The 17527-nt window shown below is 60.9% G+C and carries 16 protein-coding genes; 9 read left to right on the top strand and 7 right to left on the bottom strand.

What is annotated here, in order from left to right; translation table 11 throughout:
* Window positions 1–362: 362 nt before the first annotated feature.
* The 3 genes from AB4N73_RS02260 to AB4N73_RS02250 all read left to right on the top strand — a co-directional run bounded on the left by AB4N73_RS02260 (window position 363) and on the right by AB4N73_RS02250 (window position 5422).
* Entirely contained in the window at window positions 363–1721 is a 1359-nt protein-coding gene (locus tag AB4N73_RS02260; protein WP_016771146.1) for a TolC family outer membrane protein, read from the top strand.
* Between the two features lie 169 nt (window positions 1722–1890).
* A complete protein-coding gene (locus AB4N73_RS02255) occupies window positions 1891–4050 on the top strand; it encodes a type I secretion system permease/ATPase (protein WP_460142882.1) in 2160 nt (719 codons plus the stop codon).
* A gap of 10 nt (window positions 4051–4060) precedes the next feature.
* On the top strand, window positions 4061–5422 hold the full coding sequence (locus tag AB4N73_RS02250) for an HlyD family type I secretion periplasmic adaptor subunit (RefSeq protein WP_056783689.1): 1362 nt from the start codon (window positions 4061–4063) through the stop codon (window positions 5420–5422).
* A gap of 118 nt (window positions 5423–5540) precedes the next feature.
* Here the strand turns inward: AB4N73_RS02250 and AB4N73_RS02245 are convergent, their stop codons facing one another.
* Both AB4N73_RS02245 and AB4N73_RS02240 read right to left on the bottom strand, forming a co-directional pair.
* On the bottom strand, window positions 5541–6137 hold the full coding sequence (locus tag AB4N73_RS02245) for a tRNA-uridine aminocarboxypropyltransferase (RefSeq protein WP_460066864.1): 597 nt from the start codon (window positions 6135–6137) through the stop codon (window positions 5541–5543).
* Window positions 6138–6143: 6 nt separating this feature from the next.
* Complete coding sequence (locus tag AB4N73_RS02240; RefSeq protein ID WP_095180681.1) at window positions 6144–7037, bottom strand: LysR family transcriptional regulator; 894 nt, start codon at window positions 7035–7037, stop codon at window positions 6144–6146.
* 396 nt (window positions 7038–7433) lie between these two features.
* Here AB4N73_RS02240 and speB point away from each other — a divergent pair, with 396 nt between their 5' ends.
* The 4 genes from speB (at window position 7434) to AB4N73_RS02220 (ending at window position 11913) form a co-directional block, all read left to right on the top strand.
* The gene (gene speB / locus AB4N73_RS02235; RefSeq protein ID WP_041478968.1) at window positions 7434–8384 is read left to right on the top strand and encodes an agmatinase; all 951 of its coding nucleotides are present in this window, start codon (window positions 7434–7436) and stop codon (window positions 8382–8384) included.
* 9 nt (window positions 8385–8393) lie between these two features.
* Entirely contained in the window at window positions 8394–8816 is a 423-nt protein-coding gene (locus AB4N73_RS02230) for a YybH family protein (protein WP_460142881.1), read from the top strand.
* Between the two features lie 51 nt (window positions 8817–8867).
* A complete protein-coding gene (locus tag AB4N73_RS02225) occupies window positions 8868–10370 on the top strand; it encodes a purine-cytosine permease family protein (protein ID WP_150742424.1) in 1503 nt (500 codons plus the stop codon).
* A gap of 163 nt (window positions 10371–10533) precedes the next feature.
* Entirely contained in the window at window positions 10534–11913 is a 1380-nt protein-coding gene (locus tag AB4N73_RS02220) for a sodium:solute symporter family protein (protein ID WP_130899928.1), read from the top strand.
* Window positions 11914–12074: 161 nt separating this feature from the next.
* Here the strand turns inward: AB4N73_RS02220 and AB4N73_RS02215 are convergent, their stop codons facing one another.
* A complete protein-coding gene (locus tag AB4N73_RS02215; RefSeq protein WP_003184145.1) occupies window positions 12075–12203 on the bottom strand; it encodes a PA1414 family protein in 129 nt (42 codons plus the stop codon).
* Window positions 12204–12345: 142 nt separating this feature from the next.
* Window positions 12346–13239 (bottom strand): putrescine utilization regulator PtrR, encoded by an 894-nt coding sequence (gene ptrR / locus AB4N73_RS02210; RefSeq protein ID WP_460142880.1) that lies wholly within the window; start codon window positions 13237–13239, stop codon window positions 12346–12348.
* A gap of 103 nt (window positions 13240–13342) precedes the next feature.
* Here ptrR and AB4N73_RS02205 point away from each other — a divergent pair, with 103 nt between their 5' ends.
* Window positions 13343–14524 (top strand): MFS transporter, encoded by a 1182-nt coding sequence (locus AB4N73_RS02205; RefSeq protein WP_460142879.1) that lies wholly within the window; start codon window positions 13343–13345, stop codon window positions 14522–14524.
* Here AB4N73_RS02205 and AB4N73_RS02200 read toward each other — a convergent pair.
* The 3 genes from AB4N73_RS02200 to AB4N73_RS02190 form a co-directional block, all read right to left on the bottom strand.
* Window positions 14472–15401, bottom strand: coding sequence for a DMT family transporter (locus tag AB4N73_RS02200; protein ID WP_041478962.1), 930 nt, complete (start codon window positions 15399–15401; stop codon window positions 14472–14474). The two genes, AB4N73_RS02205 and AB4N73_RS02200, sit on opposite strands and share 53 nt — an antisense overlap.
* 252 nt (window positions 15402–15653) lie before the next feature.
* A complete protein-coding gene (locus tag AB4N73_RS02195) occupies window positions 15654–16046 on the bottom strand; it encodes a DUF2177 family protein (RefSeq protein WP_150636587.1) in 393 nt (130 codons plus the stop codon).
* Window positions 16047–16142: 96 nt separating this feature from the next.
* Window positions 16143–16979: a CvfB family protein gene (locus tag AB4N73_RS02190; protein WP_016771157.1), complete on the bottom strand. Its 837-nt coding sequence runs from the start codon at window positions 16977–16979 to the stop codon at window positions 16143–16145.
* A gap of 339 nt (window positions 16980–17318) precedes the next feature.
* Here AB4N73_RS02190 and AB4N73_RS02185 point away from each other — a divergent pair, with 339 nt between their 5' ends.
* Entirely contained in the window at window positions 17319–17507 is a 189-nt protein-coding gene (locus tag AB4N73_RS02185; RefSeq protein ID WP_016985943.1) for a hypothetical protein, read from the top strand.
* Window positions 17508–17527 lie beyond the last annotated feature (20 nt).

Genomic DNA, 17527 nt, shown 5'->3' with positions numbered 1-17527 from the left:
CCCACTAGCGCTACGTAACGGTGGTGAATCACCTGAGTGACAAAAATCTGTCGCTCATTCACCGTTACGCGTCCCTCCCCTTCAGCAGTACTTCGCAGTGTCTCGCAAAGTGAATGGAACTTTCCTCAAGCCTTTTCGAGCTCCCTAAAGCGCATAAAACAAAGGCTTTCGAGCTGAACAATGTGCTGCTTTTGAAAAACCGCATAAGTTTTTTTTGGAATAAACCTTATGAAAATTTTTTCTTAGCTACGCTCTAGGATGTTCTTAGCTCTGTTGTTACAAGAGTGAAACGCTTATACCCAAAATTTACGTCAAATATTTGGCGACGGTAACACAACATTGAGATCCAGGGAGATGCACCCATGCGCGTTTTAACCCCCCTCTGCAGCGCGGTTTTGCTGGCCATGGCTTGCACTTCCCAAGCCCAGGCGATGAACCTCACCGAGGCGATTCAAAGCACCATCGCCACTCACCCGGAACTGGCGTCGCGCGTGGACGCCCGCCTGTCAGCGGATGAACAGGTGAAAGTGGCCAAGGGCGGGTTTTATCCGTCGGTCGATCTGAACGCCGCCTACGGGCGCGGCTACAGCGACAACACCAACACCCGCGCTTTCGGTAACCACAACACCGAAATCCTCAATTACACCCAGTCGGAGCTGCGCTTGCGGCAGATGATCTTCGACGGTTTCAACACCGCCAACGAGGTCGAGCGCACCAAGGGCGTGTCCAACTCGCGCGCCTACTACGCGCAAGGCACCGCGCAGGATCTGGCCCTGCGCACCATCGAGGTCTACCTCGAAGTGCTCAAGCGTCGGGAACTGGTGACGCTGGCCAAGAACAATTTGCAGGCGCACTTGCGCGTCAACGATCAGATCGGCCTGCGCACCGAGCGCGGCATCGGCAGCACTGCAGACTCGGATCAATCGGTTGCCCGTCGTGCACTGGCGCAGAACAACCTCGACACCGCCGAAGTCGATCTGGCTGACGCCGAATCGAATTTCTACAGCGTGGTCGGACGCATGCCCGATGAGCTGGAAACCCCGGCCTCGACTCGCGGTGAGATGCCACCGGACCTGCGTGAAGCGCAGCAAAGCATGGTCGACAACAACCCGTACCTGAAATCGGCCCAGGCTGACGTGCAGTCCGCAGAGAGCCAGTACGAAGTGGCCAAGTCGCCGTTCTACCCGCGCTTCGACGCGGAAGCGGCAGTGGGCGCGAACAACAACGTGCAGGGCGACGAAGGCCACGACAACGAATGGCGTGTCGGTGTGGTGATGAACTACAACCTGTTCCGTGGCGGCAGCGACAAGGCACGTCTGGCCGCGAATGCCCACGACATCAATCAGGCGATGGACATCCGCAACAACGCCCTGCGTCAGCTCAACGAGAACATTCGCCTGGCCTGGAACGCCATGGAGAACGCCAAGAAGCAGACGCCGACGGCCCGCGAATACGCCGAAACCACCAAACGCGTGCGCGCCGCTTATCAGGACCAGTTCGGCCTCGGCCAACGCACCCTGCTCGACCTGCTCGACAGCGAAAACGAGCTGTACAACGCCAACCGTCGCTACACCGAAATCCGCTACACCGAGGAATACTCGATGTACCGCGTGCTGGCGAACATGGGCCAGTTGCTGAGCAAGCAACGCGTGGTGCTGCCGGCTGATGCGATTGCCACGACCGAAGTGAAAAACCAGGCGCGCCTGCCCGAGTTGAAATAGCCCCTCCGGGACGCGCCGACGGCTGCGATCTCTGATCGTTCCCACGCTCTGCGTGGGAATGCAGCCCGTGACGCTCCGCGTCACTGGACGCAGAGCGTCCCTAGAGGCATTCCCACGCAGAGCGTGGGAACGATCCGATAACCGAGCCCGTTCAACAGAGGCAATCACTATGACCAGCATGGAACCCGGCGCCACCGGGGTCGATCCGCGCCTGAGCTTCGACGACCCGTTACTCGACGGCCTGCTGATCCTCTGCAAACTGCATGGCGCCACGGTCAGTCGTGCCAGCCTGAGCGCCGGGCTGCCCCTGAACAAACAACGCCTGAGCCTCGATCTGCTGCCCCGCGCAGCAGCGCGGGCCGGATTACAGGCGCGCTTGTTGCGCCGTGAATTGAAAGACATTTCACCGCTGAACCTGCCGATCCTGCTGCTGCTCAACGACGGCCGCACCGCTGTGCTGCGGCGGTTTGGCGAGGATGGCAAAGCCCTGCTGCTGCCCAGCGAAGCCGACGGCGGCGAGCAATGGGTGAGTCGCGAAGAGCTTGGCGAACACTACAGCGGCCAGGCCTTGTTCGCCCGTCCGCGTCACGAACTCGAAGACCTGCGCGCGCCGCTGGTGCCACGGGTAAATGCGTGGTTTCGCGACACTCTCAAACTGTCGAAATGGCTGTACAGCGATGCGATCCTCGCCAGTTTCCTGATCAATTTGCTCGGCCTGATGGTGCCGCTGTTCGTCATGCAGACCTATGATCGCGTCGTGCCGAATCAGGCGACCTCGACGCTGTGGGTGCTGTCGATCGGCCTGTTGATCGGCACCGGTTTTGAACTGGTGCTGCGCGTGGTCCGTGCGCACCTGCTCGACACCGCCGGCAAGAAAACCGACGTGATCCTCTCGGCGACGTTGTTCGAGCGCATCACCGGGATGTCGATGAAAGCGCGGCCGGCGACCATCGGCGGCTTTGCCCAGAGCATTCACGATTTCCAGGGCCTGCGTGAATTTCTCACTGCCGTGACCCTGACCAGCCTGATCGACTTGCCCTTTGTGGTGTTGATGCTGGTGGTGATCGGCCTGCTCGGCGGCTGGCTGGTGGTGATTCCACTGTTGGCGTTTCCGATCACGATCATTTTCGCCATGGTGATTCAGGTGCGCCTGCGTGACACCGTGCAAAAAAGCCTGAGCCTCGGCGCGGAGCGTCAGGCGGTGCTGATCGAAACCCTCGGAGGCCTGGAAACCCTCGAGGCCTGCGGCGCCGAAAGCGAGCGTCAGCACAAATGGGAAAGCACCCACGGCGCCCTCACCCGCCTCGACAGTCATGCGCGCAACCTGTCGGCGCTGGCCACCAACGGCACGCTGTTCATCCAGCAGTTTTCCGGGATGGCGACGATTGTTGCCGGGGTCTACAGCATCATTGCCGGCAACCTCAGCGTCGGCGCGCTGGTTGCCACTTACATGCTCGGCAGCCGCGTGCTCGCCCCGCTCGGCCAGATCGCCGGGCTGATCACCCGCTACCAGCAAGCGCAACTGACGATGAAAAGCACCGATGCGCTGATGGCCCTGCCGCAGGAACGCGACGGCAAACAACGGCCACTGGAACGCACGCAGCTGCAAGGCGCACTGGACGTCAGCGGCGTGACGTTTCACTACAACGGCCAGAATGCGCCGGCGCTGAGCGAAGTCAGCTTCAGCCTGAAAGCCGGCGAGCGGGTCGGCATCATCGGCCGCAGCGGTTCGGGCAAAAGCACGTTGGCGCGGCTGGTCATGGGCTTTTATGAAGCTGAGGAAGGCCAACTGCTGCTCGACGGCCTCGACCTGCGCCAACTGGACGTAGCTGACCTGCGCCAGCAGATCGGTTATGTCGCCCACGACCTGCCGCTGCTGGCTGGCAGCCTGCGCGACAACCTGACCCTGGGCGCGCGTTACATCAGCGACTCACGCATGCTCGAAGTCGCCGAACTGACTGGCGTCACCGAACTGGCCCGGCAACATCCGCAAGGCTTCGACCGACCGGTGGGCGAACGCGGGCAATTGCTATCCGGCGGCCAACGCCAGGCGGTGTTGCTGGCGCGCGCGTTACTGCTCGATCCACCGATCATGCTGCTCGACGAACCCACCAGCGCCATGGACAACAGCAGCGAAGATGCGCTGCGGCAGAAACTGCATGGCTGGGTGCAAGGCAAAACCCTGCTGCTGGTCACCCACCGCACCTCAATGCTGAGCCTGGTGGACCGGTTGCTGGTGCTGGACAACGGCCGGGTCGTCGCTGACGGCCCGAAAGAAGCAGTCATCGAAGCGCTGCGCAAGGGCCGTGTCGGCTCGGCGGCGGTCTAGGAGTTACGCCATGCCTGCTTCTTCCGATAGCAACAAGCGCGGCTACTTCGACAGCTTCGGCAAAAGCGCCGAAGCCGAGTTCATGCCGGAAACCGCCGGCGCGGCGTTGCAGGATTCGCCGCGCAAATCGCGGATCACCGTATGGCTGGCGGCAGCGCTGCTGATCGCCGCCCTGGTCTGGGCCAAATTCGCCGTGCTCGAAGAAGTGACCATGGGCGAAGGCAAAGCGATTCCGTCGAGCAAAGTCCAGGTGATCCAGAATCTCGAGGGCGGCATCGTCACCGAGATTTTCGTTCGCGAAGGCCAGATGGTCGGCAAGGGCGACACCCTGCTGCGTCTGGATGACACGCGCTTTCGCTCGAACAAGGGCGAAAGCGAGGCCGACCGTTACGCGCTGACCGCACAGGTTGAACGGCTGTCAGCGGAGGCCGAGGGACGCCCCTTCAAACTCTCCGCTGAAGTCATCGCCAAGGCGCCGCAAGTCGCCGAGGACGAGCGCTCGCTGTACGAGCAACGCCAACGGCGGCTGGCCAGCGAGCAGCGCACCCTCAGCGAACAGCTGCGGCAGAAAACCCAGGAACTGGCCGAGTTTCGTTCCAAGCAAGGCCAGTTCAGCTCCAGCCTCGCGTTGTTGCAACAAGAGATGAACATGTCCGAACCGCTGGTGAAAACCGGCGCCGTCTCACCAGTGGAAATCCTCCGGCTCAGGCGCAGCGCCGTGGAGATCCGTGGTTCGCTGAACGCCACCACGCTGGCGATTCCCCGGGCCGAATCGGCCATCGCCGAGATCCGCAGCAAGATCGACGAATCCGAGCAGACCTTCCGTTCCGAGGCCGCCAAAGAGCTGAATGAGAAACGCACCGACCTGTCGAAAATCACCGCCTCGAGCATCGCCATCGACGACCGCGTCAGCCGCACTACGGTGACGTCGCCGGTACGCGGGGTGATCAAGCAGATGAAGGTCAACACCATCGGCGGCGTAGTTCAGCCGGGCAGCGACATGGTCGAAATCGTGCCGCTGGAAGACAACCTGCTGATCGAAGCCAAGGTCCGCCCGCAAGACGTCGCGTTCCTGCATCCGGGCCAGAAAGCCATGGTCAAGTTCAGCGCCTACGACTACACGATTTACGGCGGGCTGAGCGCCAAACTCGAGCTGATCGGCGCCGATACGATTACCGATGACAAGGGCAACAGCTTCTATCTGATTCAGGTGCGCACCGACAGGAATCACCTGGGCGGCGATGTCAAACCGCTGCTGATCATCCCGGGGATGGTGGCGACGGTGGACATCATTACCGGCGAGAAAAGCGTTTTGGATTACCTGCTCAAACCGGTGCTGAAAGCGCGGACCGAGGCGATGCGTGAGCGCTAGTGATCTTTGAATTGCGGTGATTGATCTGGCGCTTTCGCGAGCAGGCTCGCTCCCACAATTGGTATGCATTCCCCTGTGGGAGCGAGCCTGCTCGCGAAGAGGCCCGCACAGACAATGATCATTTGTCGCCATGGTTACGCTGAAAGGTCTCCTCCCCCATCGCCGCAATCTGCCCTTCGATCAGCGCTTCAAACGGTTTCAGTAACGGCGCAAACGTCGTCGGTGCTTCGAGGGTTTCCAGCGCCTGGACGATCGCCTCGATAGTCGATAACGCCCCCGGCCCCGGTGCCTTGCGCAGGCGATAGCGCGACACGCCGCCCTCGGCCAGGGTCACCCGTGGCAGTGCTGCCAGCAGCGGATTGAGGTGCAGCATCTTGCGCGCCTTGCGCCATGTTCCATCCGGGACGACCAGCAACATTGGCTGATCATTTGGCGCGTAAACCTGCAACGACTGCGCATCGTCAGCCGGGAACAGCAAGCGCGCCTGATAACCCGGCCGGTTCAACAGTTTCGGCAAATCTTCGAATACCTCGCCGACAATCAGCTCGGCATTGCTCAGTCCCAGCGCCGCCAGCCGCGCGGTATTGAGCGCGTGACTGACCTCGCTCGGATGCTGCAGCAGCAACACCCGGGTGCGGCTATCGAGGTGCGGAATCAATGGGCACAGGCAATGGGTCTGGGGGCGCAGGCAGCGCGGGCACTGGGGTCGGGACATGATGGGTTAGGCCTGATTCAATTGCGCTTTGAGCAAATCGCGGAAGGTCTGGATCAGCGGCTCGCGGCTGCGGCCCCTGCGCATGATCATCGAAAACGGCGCCTGATAACCGAAGGTCGCCGGCAGCAGAACGCGCAGATCGCCCTTGTCGGCCCAGGCCTGCGCGTAGTGCTCCGGCAAATAACCGATGTAGGCGCCGGAGAGCACCAGAATCAGCTGCGCTTCCATACTTTCCACGGTCGCGGCACTGTGTTTGAAACCGTGCCGGGCCAGTTCCGCCTGACTCCAGTAACCGCGCCCGACCATTCGTTGCTGAGTGATGACCTGCTCGGGGATGCGCCGCTCGTTGAACAACGGGTGACGACTGCTGCAATACAGCCAGTGCTGCTCGCGGTACAGCGGCATGTAGACCAGACCGCTCATGCGCGTGGAAAACGCACCGATGGCCAGATCGAGGCGATTGTCCTGCACGCCGAGTTGCAATTCATAAGGGCTCATCACCGACAGGTGCAGATGCACCGCCGGGTGTTCCTGGCTGTAGGCGCCGATGGCTTCGGCAAACGGCAGGGCCTTGTCGCTGACCGTGGAATCGATCACGCCAAGGTTGAGCGTGCCGCGCAGTTCGCCCTTCAGCGCGGCGGCGTATTGCTCGAAGCCTTCAAGCTCGGCGAGCAGGCGCAGGGTTTCCTGATGGAACAGCTCGCCCTTGCTGGTCAGGCTGAAGCCACCGCGCCCGCGATGGCACAGCACCAGACCGAGCGCGGTTTCGAGCTGGCTCATGTAGGTGCTGATCGCCGAGGTCGACAGGTTGAGTTCCTGCTGCGCATTGGCAAAACCCTGATGACGCACGACGCTGACGAAGATGCGCAGGAGTTTCAGGTCGGGTAAAGCGTTGGCCATGTCTACTCCGGGCTTTGCAACTGTGTGTATGTGGGAAAAGCCCCTCACCCCAGCCCTCTCCCCGAGGGAGAGGGAGCCGATCTCCATGGCTTTCAAATCCTGAGTTCGACTCGATTTTTCAGGTCGATGCAGATTCCGCCAACAACTCGGTCGGCCCCCTCTCCCTCTGGGAGAGGGATGGGGTGAGGGCAACAATCTTCAGCCCTACACTTCATTCGAACCCACCAAAGTCTAATCCCACCTCTCCCATTAGTTTAGAAAAATCTGAACTAAGTTTTTGCCCGTAGCGATTCTTCCCCATCACTACATTTCGCATGATCGGCCCCACAGCGGCGTCCGAACCTGTGCTCAACGGCGCGCCGGCATAAATAAAACAACGACGATGAGGCCCTACCCGTGGACAAGATTCTTCACCAACCACTGGGCGGCAACGAAATGCCGCGCTTCGGCGGCATCGCCACCATGCTCCGACTTCCCCATCTAACGACCGCTGCCGGCCTCGACGCTGCCTTTGTGGGCGTGCCGCTGGACATCGGCACTTCGCTGCGCCCCGGCACCCGCTTCGGGCCACGCGACATCCGCACCGAATCGGTGATGATCCGACCGTACAACATGGCCACCGGCGCCGCGCCGTTCGACTCGCTGTCGGTGGCCGACATCGGTGACGTGGCGATCAACACCTTCAACCTGCTCGACGCCGTGCGCATCATCGAAGAAGCCTACGACAACATCCTCGAGCACAACGTTATCCCGATGACGCTGGGTGGCGACCACACCATCACCCTGCCGATCCTGCGTGCGATTCATAAAAAGCACGGCAAGGTTGGCCTGGTACACATCGATGCCCACGCTGACGTCAACGATCACATGTTCGGCGAGAAGATCGCACACGGCACCACGTTCCGTCGTGCCGTCGAAGAAGGTCTGCTCGATTGCGATCGCGTGGTGCAGATCGGTTTGCGTGCGCAGGGCTACACCGCTGACGACTTCAACTGGAGCCGCGATCAGGGCTTCCGCGTCGTTCAAGCCGAAGAGTGCTGGCACAAGTCGCTGGCGCCGTTGATGGCCGAAGTGCGCGAGAAGGTCGGTGGCGGTCCGGTGTATCTGAGTTTCGACATCGACGGCATCGACCCGGCCTGGGCGCCCGGCACCGGCACCCCGGAAATCGGCGGCCTGACCACCATTCAAGCGATTGAAATCGTCCGTGGCTGTCAGGGCCTCGACCTGATCGGTTGCGATCTGGTAGAAGTCTCGCCCGCTTACGACACCACCGGCAACACCTCGCTGCTGGCCGCCAACCTGCTGTACGAAATGCTCTGCGTACTGCCTGGCGTGGTTCATCGCTGAGGGTCGGTCATGCACGCACGTGATCAGGTTTTGCACGCGACCGCCGAGTTGGTCGCCGCGTTTGCGCGTAACGATCGCGAAGCTTACTTCGGGGCGTTCAGCGCCGATGCCAGCTTCGTCTTCTACACCCTCGACCAGCCATTGCTGTCGCGCGATGCCTATCAGGCGTTGTGGGACCGCTGGCGTGCCGAGGATGGTTTCGAGGTGCTGTCGTGCACCTCGAGCAACGCCTTTGTCAGCCTGCAGGGTGACGTGGCGGTTTTCATCCATGACGTGGCCACCGAGCTGCGCATGCGAGGGGAGCAACATTTCAGCCAGGAGCGCGAGACGATTGTTTTCAGAAGACAAGCGTCGAGCCTAGAACAACAAGGCCTATGGCTGGCCTGTCACGAACATTTGTCCGCAATGCCGGAAGGGCTGCCACCCCCTTAGCCAATGGTGACGCTCACGCACGATGAGCGCGCCTGATGATCGGAGCAGATCATGAATAACAACAACAACGAAAAAAGCCTTAGCAGCATCGAAACAAACGGGGTCGAGCAGATCCCGGATCATGAGCGCGACGCCCGACCCAGCGACCTGTTTCGCTTGATCTTCGGCGGCGCCAATACGTTTGCCACCGCTGTGCTCGGCAGTTTCCCGGTGCTCTTCGGCCTGTCGTTTCAGGCCGGTGTCTGGGCGATTGTCCTGGGTGTGGTGGTCGGTGCGCTGATCCTCGCGCCGATGGGCCTGTTCGGCCCGCTCAACGGTACCAATAACGCCGTGTCTTCCGGTGCGCACTTCGGCGTGCACGGGCGGATTGTCGGTTCGTTCCTGTCGTTGCTGACGGCGATCGCGTTCTTCTCGCTGTCAGTGTGGAGCTCGGGTGATGCGCTGGTCGGCGGCGCCAAACGCCTCGTCGATTTGCCGGAAACCGACCTGACCCTGGGCCTGGCCTACGGTCTGTTCGCGCTGCTGGTGCTGACCGTGTGCATCTACGGTTTCCGCATCATGCTGTGGGTCAACCGCATCGCCGTGTGGGCCGCGAGCCTGTTGTTCCTGCTCGGCATCTTCGCCTTCGCCCCCGCTTTCGACAGCCAGTACGCCGGCAGCGTGGCCCTGGGTCAGGCCGGGTTCTGGGCGGCATTCATCGGCGCGGCGCTGGTGGCGATGAGCAACCCGATTTCCTTCGGTGCGTTCCTCGGCGACTGGTCGCGCTATATCCCGCGTGAGACGCCGAAGGGCCGGATCATGCTGGCGGTGATCGCCGCGCAACTGGCGACGTTGATCCCATTCCTGTTCGGCCTTGCCACCGCCACCATCGTCGCGATCAAGGCGCCGGACTACATCGCCGCGAACAACTATGTCGGCGGCTTGCTGGCCGTGTCGCCGAGCTGGTTCTTCCTGCCGGTGTGCCTGATTGCGGTGATCGGCGGCATGTCCACCGGCACCACATCGCTGTATGGCACCGGGCTGGACATGTCCAGCGTGTTCCCGCGCGTGCTCTCCCGGGTCAAGGCGACCTTGCTGATCGGCGTGCTGTCGATCGCCTTTATCTTCATCGGCCGTTTTGCGGCGAACCTGGTGCAGAGCGTGTCGACCTTCGCCGTGCTGATCATTACCTGCACCACCCCATGGATGGTGATCATGATCATCGGCCTGCTGGTACGGCGCGGCTTCTACTGCCCGGATGACCTGCAAGTGTTCACCCGCGGCGAACAGGGCGGACGCTACTGGTTCAACCACGGCTGGAACTGGCGCGGTCTCGGTGCATGGATTCCGAGTGCGCTGGTCGGCCTGTGCTTCGTCAACCTGCCGGGGCAGTTCGTCGGCCCGCTGGGCGAATTGGCCGGTGGCATCGACATCAGTTTGCCGGTGACGTTGGGCCTGGCGTCGGTGGTGTATCTGACGCTGCTGCGCCTGTTCCCCGAACCTAGGGAAGTGTTTGGGCCAAAGGATGTGCGCAGCGAAGCCGCCATAAAACCCGAACTACGTCAGGCCGCCTGAATAAACGCAAAACCCTGTGGGAGCGAGCCTGCTCGCGAAGACTTCAGCACATCCAACAATGGTGTGACTGACAGACCGCCTTCGCGAGCAGGCTCGCTCCCACAGGAAGCATTGCAGACCCCATTTGCTTGACCATAAAAAAGACAATCGGAGACACGCCATCATGGCTTTGGATTTATTCGTCGTACTCATTTATGCCGCTGCGATGCTGATTCTCGGCTACTACGGCATGCGCAAGGCCAAGACCCACGAAGACTATCTGGTTGCCGGGCGTAATCTGGGGCCGTCGCTGTACATGGGCACCATGGCAGCAACCGTCCTCGGCGGCGCGTCCACCGTCGGCACGGTCCGTTTGGGCTACGTGCATGGCATTTCCGGTTTCTGGCTGTGCGCGGCATTGGGCTGCGGCATCGTCGCGCTGAACCTGTTCCTCGCCAAACCCTTGCTGAAACTCAAGGTATTCACCGTCACCCAGGTCCTGGAGAAGCGCTACAACCCGATGGCGCGCACCGCCAGTGCGACGATCATGCTCGCTTACGCGCTGATGATCGGCGTGACCTCGATTCTGGCGATCGGCACCGTGCTGCAAGTGTTGTTCGGCCTGCCCTTCTGGATTTCCGTACTGCTGGGCGGCGGTATCGTGGTGACTTATTCAACGATCGGCGGCATGTGGTCGCTGACCCTGACGGACATCGTCCAGTTCGGCATCCAGACGGTGGGCCTGATGTTCCTGCTGCTGCCGATCTGCCTGTACCGCGTAGGCGGCTGGGATCAACTGGTCGCGCAACTGCCGGCGGCCAGCTTCAACTTCACCAGCATCGGCTGGGACACGATCATTACCTACTTCATGATCTACTTCTTCGGCATCCTGATCGGCCAGGACATCTGGCAGCGGGTGTTCACCGCCAAAAGCGAAAAGGTCGCCAAGTACGCCGGCACCTCGGCCGGGATCTACTGCATCATTTACGGCCTGGTCTGCGCCTTGATCGGCATGGCTGCGCATGTGCTGATTCCGGATCTGGACAACGTCAACAACGCGTTCGCCGCCATCGTCAAAGTCTCGCTGCCCGACGGCATCCGAGGCCTGGTGATCGCTGCCGCACTGGCGGCGATGATGTCCACCGCCAGCGCCGGCCTGCTCGCCGCGTCCACCACCCTGACCGAAGACCTGCTGCCGAAACTGCGCGGTGGCAAACAGTCCAATGTCGCGGTCAGCCGTCTGTTTACTCTGCTGACGGGGATCGCGGTGTTGGGCATTGCTCTGGTCGTCAATGACGTGATCAGCGCGTTGACCCTGGCTTACAACCTTTTGGTCGGCGGCATGCTGATTCCGCTGATGGGGGCGATTTTCTGGAAGCGTGCGACTACTGCCGGGGCGATCAGCGCCATGACGCTGGGCTTTATCACTGCGCTGGTGTTCATGGTCAAGGACGGCATGGACGCGAACACGCCGATCTATTACAGCCTGGGTGTCAGCCTGGTTAGCTTTGTACTGGTCAGCCTGTTCTCGCCGCGCCCGGCGACCGTGGCCACTGCGGTGTGAATCGACTGTAACGAGGTGATGTTTTCTTCAGCGGGTGTGGCGTCGGTAGCCACACCCGTTTTTTTCGCTTGGCGAAAAGCAAAAGATCGCAGCCTTCGGCAGCTCCTACCATTTGTAGAAACTGCCGACGGCTGCGATCCTGAAATCTCTGATCGGAGGTATTAACGGCGACGTGGCTGGCGCCGACGCTGTTCGTCGTCCGTGCGAATCGGTACCGGTTGCAGAGGCGGTTCGATCAAACCGAGGGCAACTCCCAAATCGTGCAGCCAGTTCTGGATTTTCTCTTTCATCGTCATGCCCCCTTCAGGGTGGTGCTGAGCGGCCGGAATTCTGAGGCCGCTTCGCACTGATAATAGTCCGAAGTCCTACGCAATGCTCGGCCAAATCCGCAATGATCTGTTACTGAATTGAACAGAATCTGTTGTGATTGGTTCACGCGGTTTCCCGCACTTCATGCAAAGCCACGGGATAGACCGCTTGCTGCACGTCGATCCAGGCATTCAGGTTGGCCCCGGCCATACCCTTGCGCCACATGAGCCATGTTGTCGCAGCCGCGAACGGCTCGGCCAACGGATGCACCGCGACGCTTTCACGACCCGGCAGGCTGGCCAACATCGACTCGGCCATCAACGCCACACCACTGCCGGCAATCACACAGGCGAGCATGCCCTGATAAGACTCGATCTCCATCGGCCGGCCCATCGCCGCGTGGTAATGAGAGAACCACGCTTCCAGACGCATGCGATATGAACAGCCCTGACGGAAGGTGAATACCGAGCGTCCCTCGACATCCCGCGCGCTGTGCACCGGTGGATGGTCGATTTCGGTGATCAGCACAAGGCGTTCCTCGCACAGCGGCACGCCATCGAGCCCGGCCAATTCCAGCGGTCCGTCGACCAATGCCGCGTCGAGGCGACCGGTGAGCAACCCTTCAAGCAGTTCGCCGGTCGGCGCCGATAGCACCTGCAAATTCACCGTCGGGTATTGCTTGTGATAACGCGCCAGCAGCGCCGGCAGATGGATCGCCGCCGTGCTGTACATCGTGCCCAGCACGAAATCCCCGGCCGGTTGCCCGCCCATCACCGCCGCACTGGCCTGATCGCGCAGGGCAAACAGTTTGCCGGTGTAGTCGAGCAGCACCTTGCCCGCCGGCGACAACTGCAAACGCTGCCGTTCGCGCACGAACAGCTCAACGCCGAGCTGCTCCTCGAGCTGTTTCAGGCGCGTCGACAGATTCGACGGCACACGATGCAAGCGCTCGGCGGCGCGGGTGATCGAGCCTTCCTCGGCGACCGCCTGAAATATCCGCAGCTGGCTGAATTCCACAATCTTCTCCTGAACAGAACAAGTTACTCACTATTATTCAATTTTAAAGAAAGTCAATCGATCCTAGCCTGACGGTCATTGCTGCTTTGAAGGAAGCCCGACCATGTCGCCGCTGATACGTTTATCCGCCTGTTTCGTTGCCCTGATGATGGCCATGGGCATTGGCCGTTTCGCCCTGACGCCACAGATGCCGCACCTGCTCAGCGAAGGGCAGATCGACCTCACTGCCGCCGGGCTGATCGCGGCGGCCAACTACCTCGGCTATCTGCTTGGTGCTGTGGATGCGATGTTCGCGCAGCGGCCGCAGCAGGTGCAGCGACGGCTGCATGGCGGGCTGTGGCTGTGCGTGCTGCTGACACTGGCGTCGTTCTGGGCCAGCGGTTTCTGGTCGCACCTGCTGTTGCGCTTTGGCACCGGGGTGGCGAGTGCCTGGGTGCTGGTGATGATTACTTCGCTCAGCCAGCCGCTGGCGGCGGCAGCGGGTCGCCCGCGCTGGGGTGCTCTGGTTTTTGCCGGGCCGGGTCTGGGGATTTTTCTCACAGGCTTGCTGGCGCTGGTCTCACATCGATTGCAGCAGACATCGGCAACCCTGTGGCTGATTTACGCGGCGGCTGCGCTGCTGATGATGCTCGGCGTCTGGCGGTTGTTACCGCAGCCCACGGCCGTAGCGAGGCCAGCGACAATGCATGTGAAAACAGCGAATCGAGGCATTGGCCGACTGGCACTGGTGTATGCGCTGTACGGCATCGGCTACATCATTCCGGCGACGTTTCTGGCGCAAATGGCCAACGCGCAATTTCATGGCCAGTGGCAGGCAGATCTGTTCTGGCCGTGCTTTGGCCTCGGCGCGGCGATCGGTGTGTGGCTGGTGAGCTTGCGTCGACATGATCCCGAGACCACGCGGCACTGGCTGATGGCGACGCTGTGGCTGCAAGCGGCCGGAGTGTTCGCCTGTCTGCTGGGCAGCGGCCTCGGCCTGGCGTTGGGGGTGATCCTCTGCGGCACGCCGTTTCTGGCCTGCATGCAACTGGTCATGCAGCGTTCGCGAGAGCTGGCGCCCCACGCCACTCAGCGCAACGCCGGGATGCTCACGGCGTGCTTCGCCGTCGGCCAGCTGAGCGGCCCGCTGCTGGCGGCGCTGAGCAGCCATTTCAGCGGCGGTTTGCAGCCGGCGCTGCTGATCGCCGGTGCCGGCCTGTTGCTGGCCGGCGCGCTGGCGATGCAGGCCAAGGCTACTGGCCCAGCGCCTTGCGCAAACGGCGACGCAGCCACTGCTCGGCGCTGACGAAGGTGATGCCGAGCAGCACCAGCACGGCGCCGATGACGAAGTTCAGGCTCAACTGTTCGCCGAGCAGCAGCACGCCGAAGGTCACGCCGAACAACGGCGTCATGAACGAAAACACCGCAAGGTTGGCCGCCAGATAACGGCGCAACAGCCAGAACCACACCAGGTAACTGAAGAACGACACCACCAGGCCCTGGAACAGCACACTGGCCACCGCCACGGTGGTCAGGCTGACGTGGGTGATCTGGCCGCTGAACAACGCGATCAACAGCAGACCGATAAAACCGACCAGCAACTGATAGAACAGGGTCAATGTCACCGGCGCTTCCGACAGTCGCGAGGCCCGCACCACCACGGTGGTCGCGCCCCAACAAGCGCCGGCCAATACGCCGAAGGCATCGCCCAGCAGCATGCGCCGATCAAGGTTGTCCCACGACACACCGCCGGCGAAGGCAATCGCAATGCCGATGAACGCCAGCAGAATCCCCAGCCATTGCAACGGGCGCAACCTCTCGCTGGCGAGCAGGAAATGCACGCCGAGTGCGGTGAAGATCGGCGCGGTGTAGAGGAACACCGACATGTGCGCGGCGGTGGTCAGTTGCAGGCCTTCGGCGATGAACAGGAATTCCAGACCAAACAGCGCACCGGCCAGCAAACCGCCGCGCCAGGTGCTGCCGACCTGATCCCAGCCACCCTTCCAGCAGATCAGCAAACCGACCAGCAACGCAGAAATTCCCGAGCGCCCCGCCGCTTGCATCACCGGCGCGATGTCAGTCGCCGCCCATTTGATCAGGACTTGCTGCACACCCCAGATCAGGCACAGGCCGATCATCACTTGCAGGGCAAAACCGTCGGCATTGCGCCGCTCGGCACTCACCGCAACACCTCGAACACACACAACATGGCAGGCCATCCATTGGTCAGGAAACAGTGTCGGGGATTATCAATCAGATGCGCGGAAAAAGCCGTCTGGAAAAGACCTTTATTTGGTCAGTGGCGTCAGCGCTGAATGGTTGACGGCTGCGCCGTCATTCGCGGGCAAGCCCGCTCCCACAGAGGGTTCGGTGAACATGTGGGAGCGAGCCTGCTCGCGAAGAGGCAGCATTGCCAACACAACTGCCGGAGCAGCTCAGGCAAACCGCTTCGCCACCAAATAACCCACCGTGCAAGCAACGGCCGTCGCCACTGTCCCCCACGCCCAATCCATCAAACTCACCTGCACCGACCAGTCGCGCAATGTCGCCCAATTGGTCAGGTCATAAGTGCCGTACGCCACCAGCCCCAACAGCGCACCAAGCTTCGCCGCTCGCTGCCAGCTCAGCGCCGGCAAGACCACGAATACCACGCAGCCAATAACGTACAGGCAATAAAAAACCGCTGCGGGCAACAGCAGCGGTTTATCCAGCATCAGCGAACCGAGCAGTTCGCGATAGGTCGGCGCCATCAGCAGCCCGAGCCAGATGCCATCGAGCAGCAGAAACGTCAGTAGCGTCGAGACGTATGCGATCAGCGCCTTTTTCATTGGCTCACCCCTTTTAGATGTGGGAGCCGCCGATTTTCAAGATCAAGATCAAAAGATCGCAGCCTTCGGCAGCTCCTACCATGGGCCTGCGGTGAGTCAGGTTAGTTCAATACGATCGGCGTGGATCACGATCTTGCCTTCCTTGTACAGCGAGCCGATGGCTTTCTTGAAGTTGCCCTTGCTGACGCCGAACAGGCTGCTGATCAACGCCGGATCACTCTTGTCACTGACCGCCAGGGTGCCGTCGTTTTCGCGCAACTTGCCGAGGATCTTCGAACTCAGGCTGCTCGCCGCTTCCTGGCCAACCGGTTGCAGGCTCAGGCTGATCTTGCCGTCGGCGCGCACTTCCTTGATGAAGCCTTTCTCGCGCATGCCCGAACGCATGAACTTGAAGATCTCGTTCTTGTGGATCAGGCCCCAGTGCTTGTTGTTGATGATCGCCTTGAAGCCCATGTCGGTGGCTTCGGCTACCAACAGATCAACTTCCTGGCCCGGGCTGTAGGTGGCCGGGGTCTTGTCCAGGTAACGATCGAGGCGCGCGGTGGCGGTGATGCGGCGCGTGTGTTTGTCGAGGTAGACGTGCACCACGCAGTATTCGCCAGCGGTCATCTGGCGCTTTTCTTCCGAGTACGGCAGCAACAGATCCTTCGGCAAGCCCCAGTCGAGGAACACGCCGATGCTGTTGACTTCAACCACTTTCAGGCTGGCAAACTCGCCGACCTGAACTTTGGGTTTTTCCGTGGTGGCGAGAAGTTTGTCTTCGCTGTCCAGATAGATGAATACGTTGAGCCAGTCTTCATCTTCGCTGGGAATATCTTTGGGGATATAACGGTTGGGCAAAAGAATTTCGCCGTCGGCACCGCCGTCCAGATATAAACCGAAGTTAGTGTGTTTAACCACTTGCAAACTGTTGTAACGCCCGACTAAAGCCATTTCCGAAACCCTCAATACGTGGGCGGCATTCTACCCGTTTTTGCCGCAAACGTCGGGCGACAGATCCTCGCAGCGGAAAATCTGCGTCAACCTGTTGATTTTGCTTGATCACTGCCCGGTGAGGTGCCGCTCGTCAGTCCGGCCGGGCGGCTTACGGCTGCGCACAATTGCCTCACGCCGATTCGATGTTCTTATTTAAAACAGGGAGTTAGCTAAAAATTAACAGTGTCGATCAGGCAATAATGCAGCGCTGGGCTTGGTTATTCCGGGGGATATTTACCAAGCTATTGTCAAGTTATTCCTGTACGATGCCTGGCCGAGTTACTTTTCTAAAGGTTAATGGCCGCCATGCGTGTAAAAGCATCCACCAGCAAAGCAAAGCCAGCTCCAGCCGTTGAAACCAGCGAATCGATCAACGATCAGATCGCAGCATTCCTCAAGTCCGGCGGCGAGATCCAGCAAATTGCCAAAGGCGTCAGTGGCCAGACATTCGGCCCGTCCAAGCAGATCAGCCTGGGCAAGAAGTAACACCGGTTTTACCCCGTCCA

The sequence above is a fragment of the Pseudomonas sp. S3_B08 genome (assembly GCF_054667725.1).
Note: the sequence above shows the minus strand (reverse complement) of the source record. Positions and strands in the feature narration are given on the sequence as shown.

Excerpts from the sequence above, each read along its gene's own strand:
- AB4N73_RS02185 (WP_016985943.1), top strand. The coding sequence starts at position 17,319 with ATGGCCGCCATGCGTGTAAAAGCATCCACCAGCAAAGCAAAGCCAGCT.
- AB4N73_RS02245 (WP_460066864.1), bottom strand. The coding sequence starts at position 6,137 with ATGTCCCGACCCCAGTGCCCGCGCTGCCTGCGCCCCCAGACCCATTGC.
- AB4N73_RS02225 (WP_150742424.1), top strand. The coding sequence starts at position 8,868 with ATGAATAACAACAACAACGAAAAAAGCCTTAGCAGCATCGAAACAAAC.
- AB4N73_RS02205 (WP_460142879.1), top strand. The coding sequence starts at position 13,343 with ATGTCGCCGCTGATACGTTTATCCGCCTGTTTCGTTGCCCTGATGATG.
- AB4N73_RS02260 (WP_016771146.1), top strand. The coding sequence starts at position 363 with ATGCGCGTTTTAACCCCCCTCTGCAGCGCGGTTTTGCTGGCCATGGCT.
- AB4N73_RS02195 (WP_150636587.1), bottom strand. The coding sequence starts at position 16,046 with ATGAAAAAGGCGCTGATCGCATACGTCTCGACGCTACTGACGTTTCTG.
- AB4N73_RS02250 (WP_056783689.1), top strand. The coding sequence starts at position 4,061 with ATGCCTGCTTCTTCCGATAGCAACAAGCGCGGCTACTTCGACAGCTTC.
- AB4N73_RS02255 (WP_460142882.1), top strand. The coding sequence starts at position 1,891 with ATGACCAGCATGGAACCCGGCGCCACCGGGGTCGATCCGCGCCTGAGC.
- AB4N73_RS02240 (WP_095180681.1), bottom strand. The coding sequence starts at position 7,037 with ATGGCCAACGCTTTACCCGACCTGAAACTCCTGCGCATCTTCGTCAGC.
- AB4N73_RS02230 (WP_460142881.1), top strand. The coding sequence starts at position 8,394 with ATGCACGCACGTGATCAGGTTTTGCACGCGACCGCCGAGTTGGTCGCC.
- AB4N73_RS02190 (WP_016771157.1), bottom strand. The coding sequence starts at position 16,979 with ATGGCTTTAGTCGGGCGTTACAACAGTTTGCAAGTGGTTAAACACACT.
- AB4N73_RS02215 (WP_003184145.1), bottom strand. The coding sequence starts at position 12,203 with ATGAAAGAGAAAATCCAGAACTGGCTGCACGATTTGGGAGTTGCCCTC.
- AB4N73_RS02220 (WP_130899928.1), top strand. The coding sequence starts at position 10,534 with ATGGCTTTGGATTTATTCGTCGTACTCATTTATGCCGCTGCGATGCTG.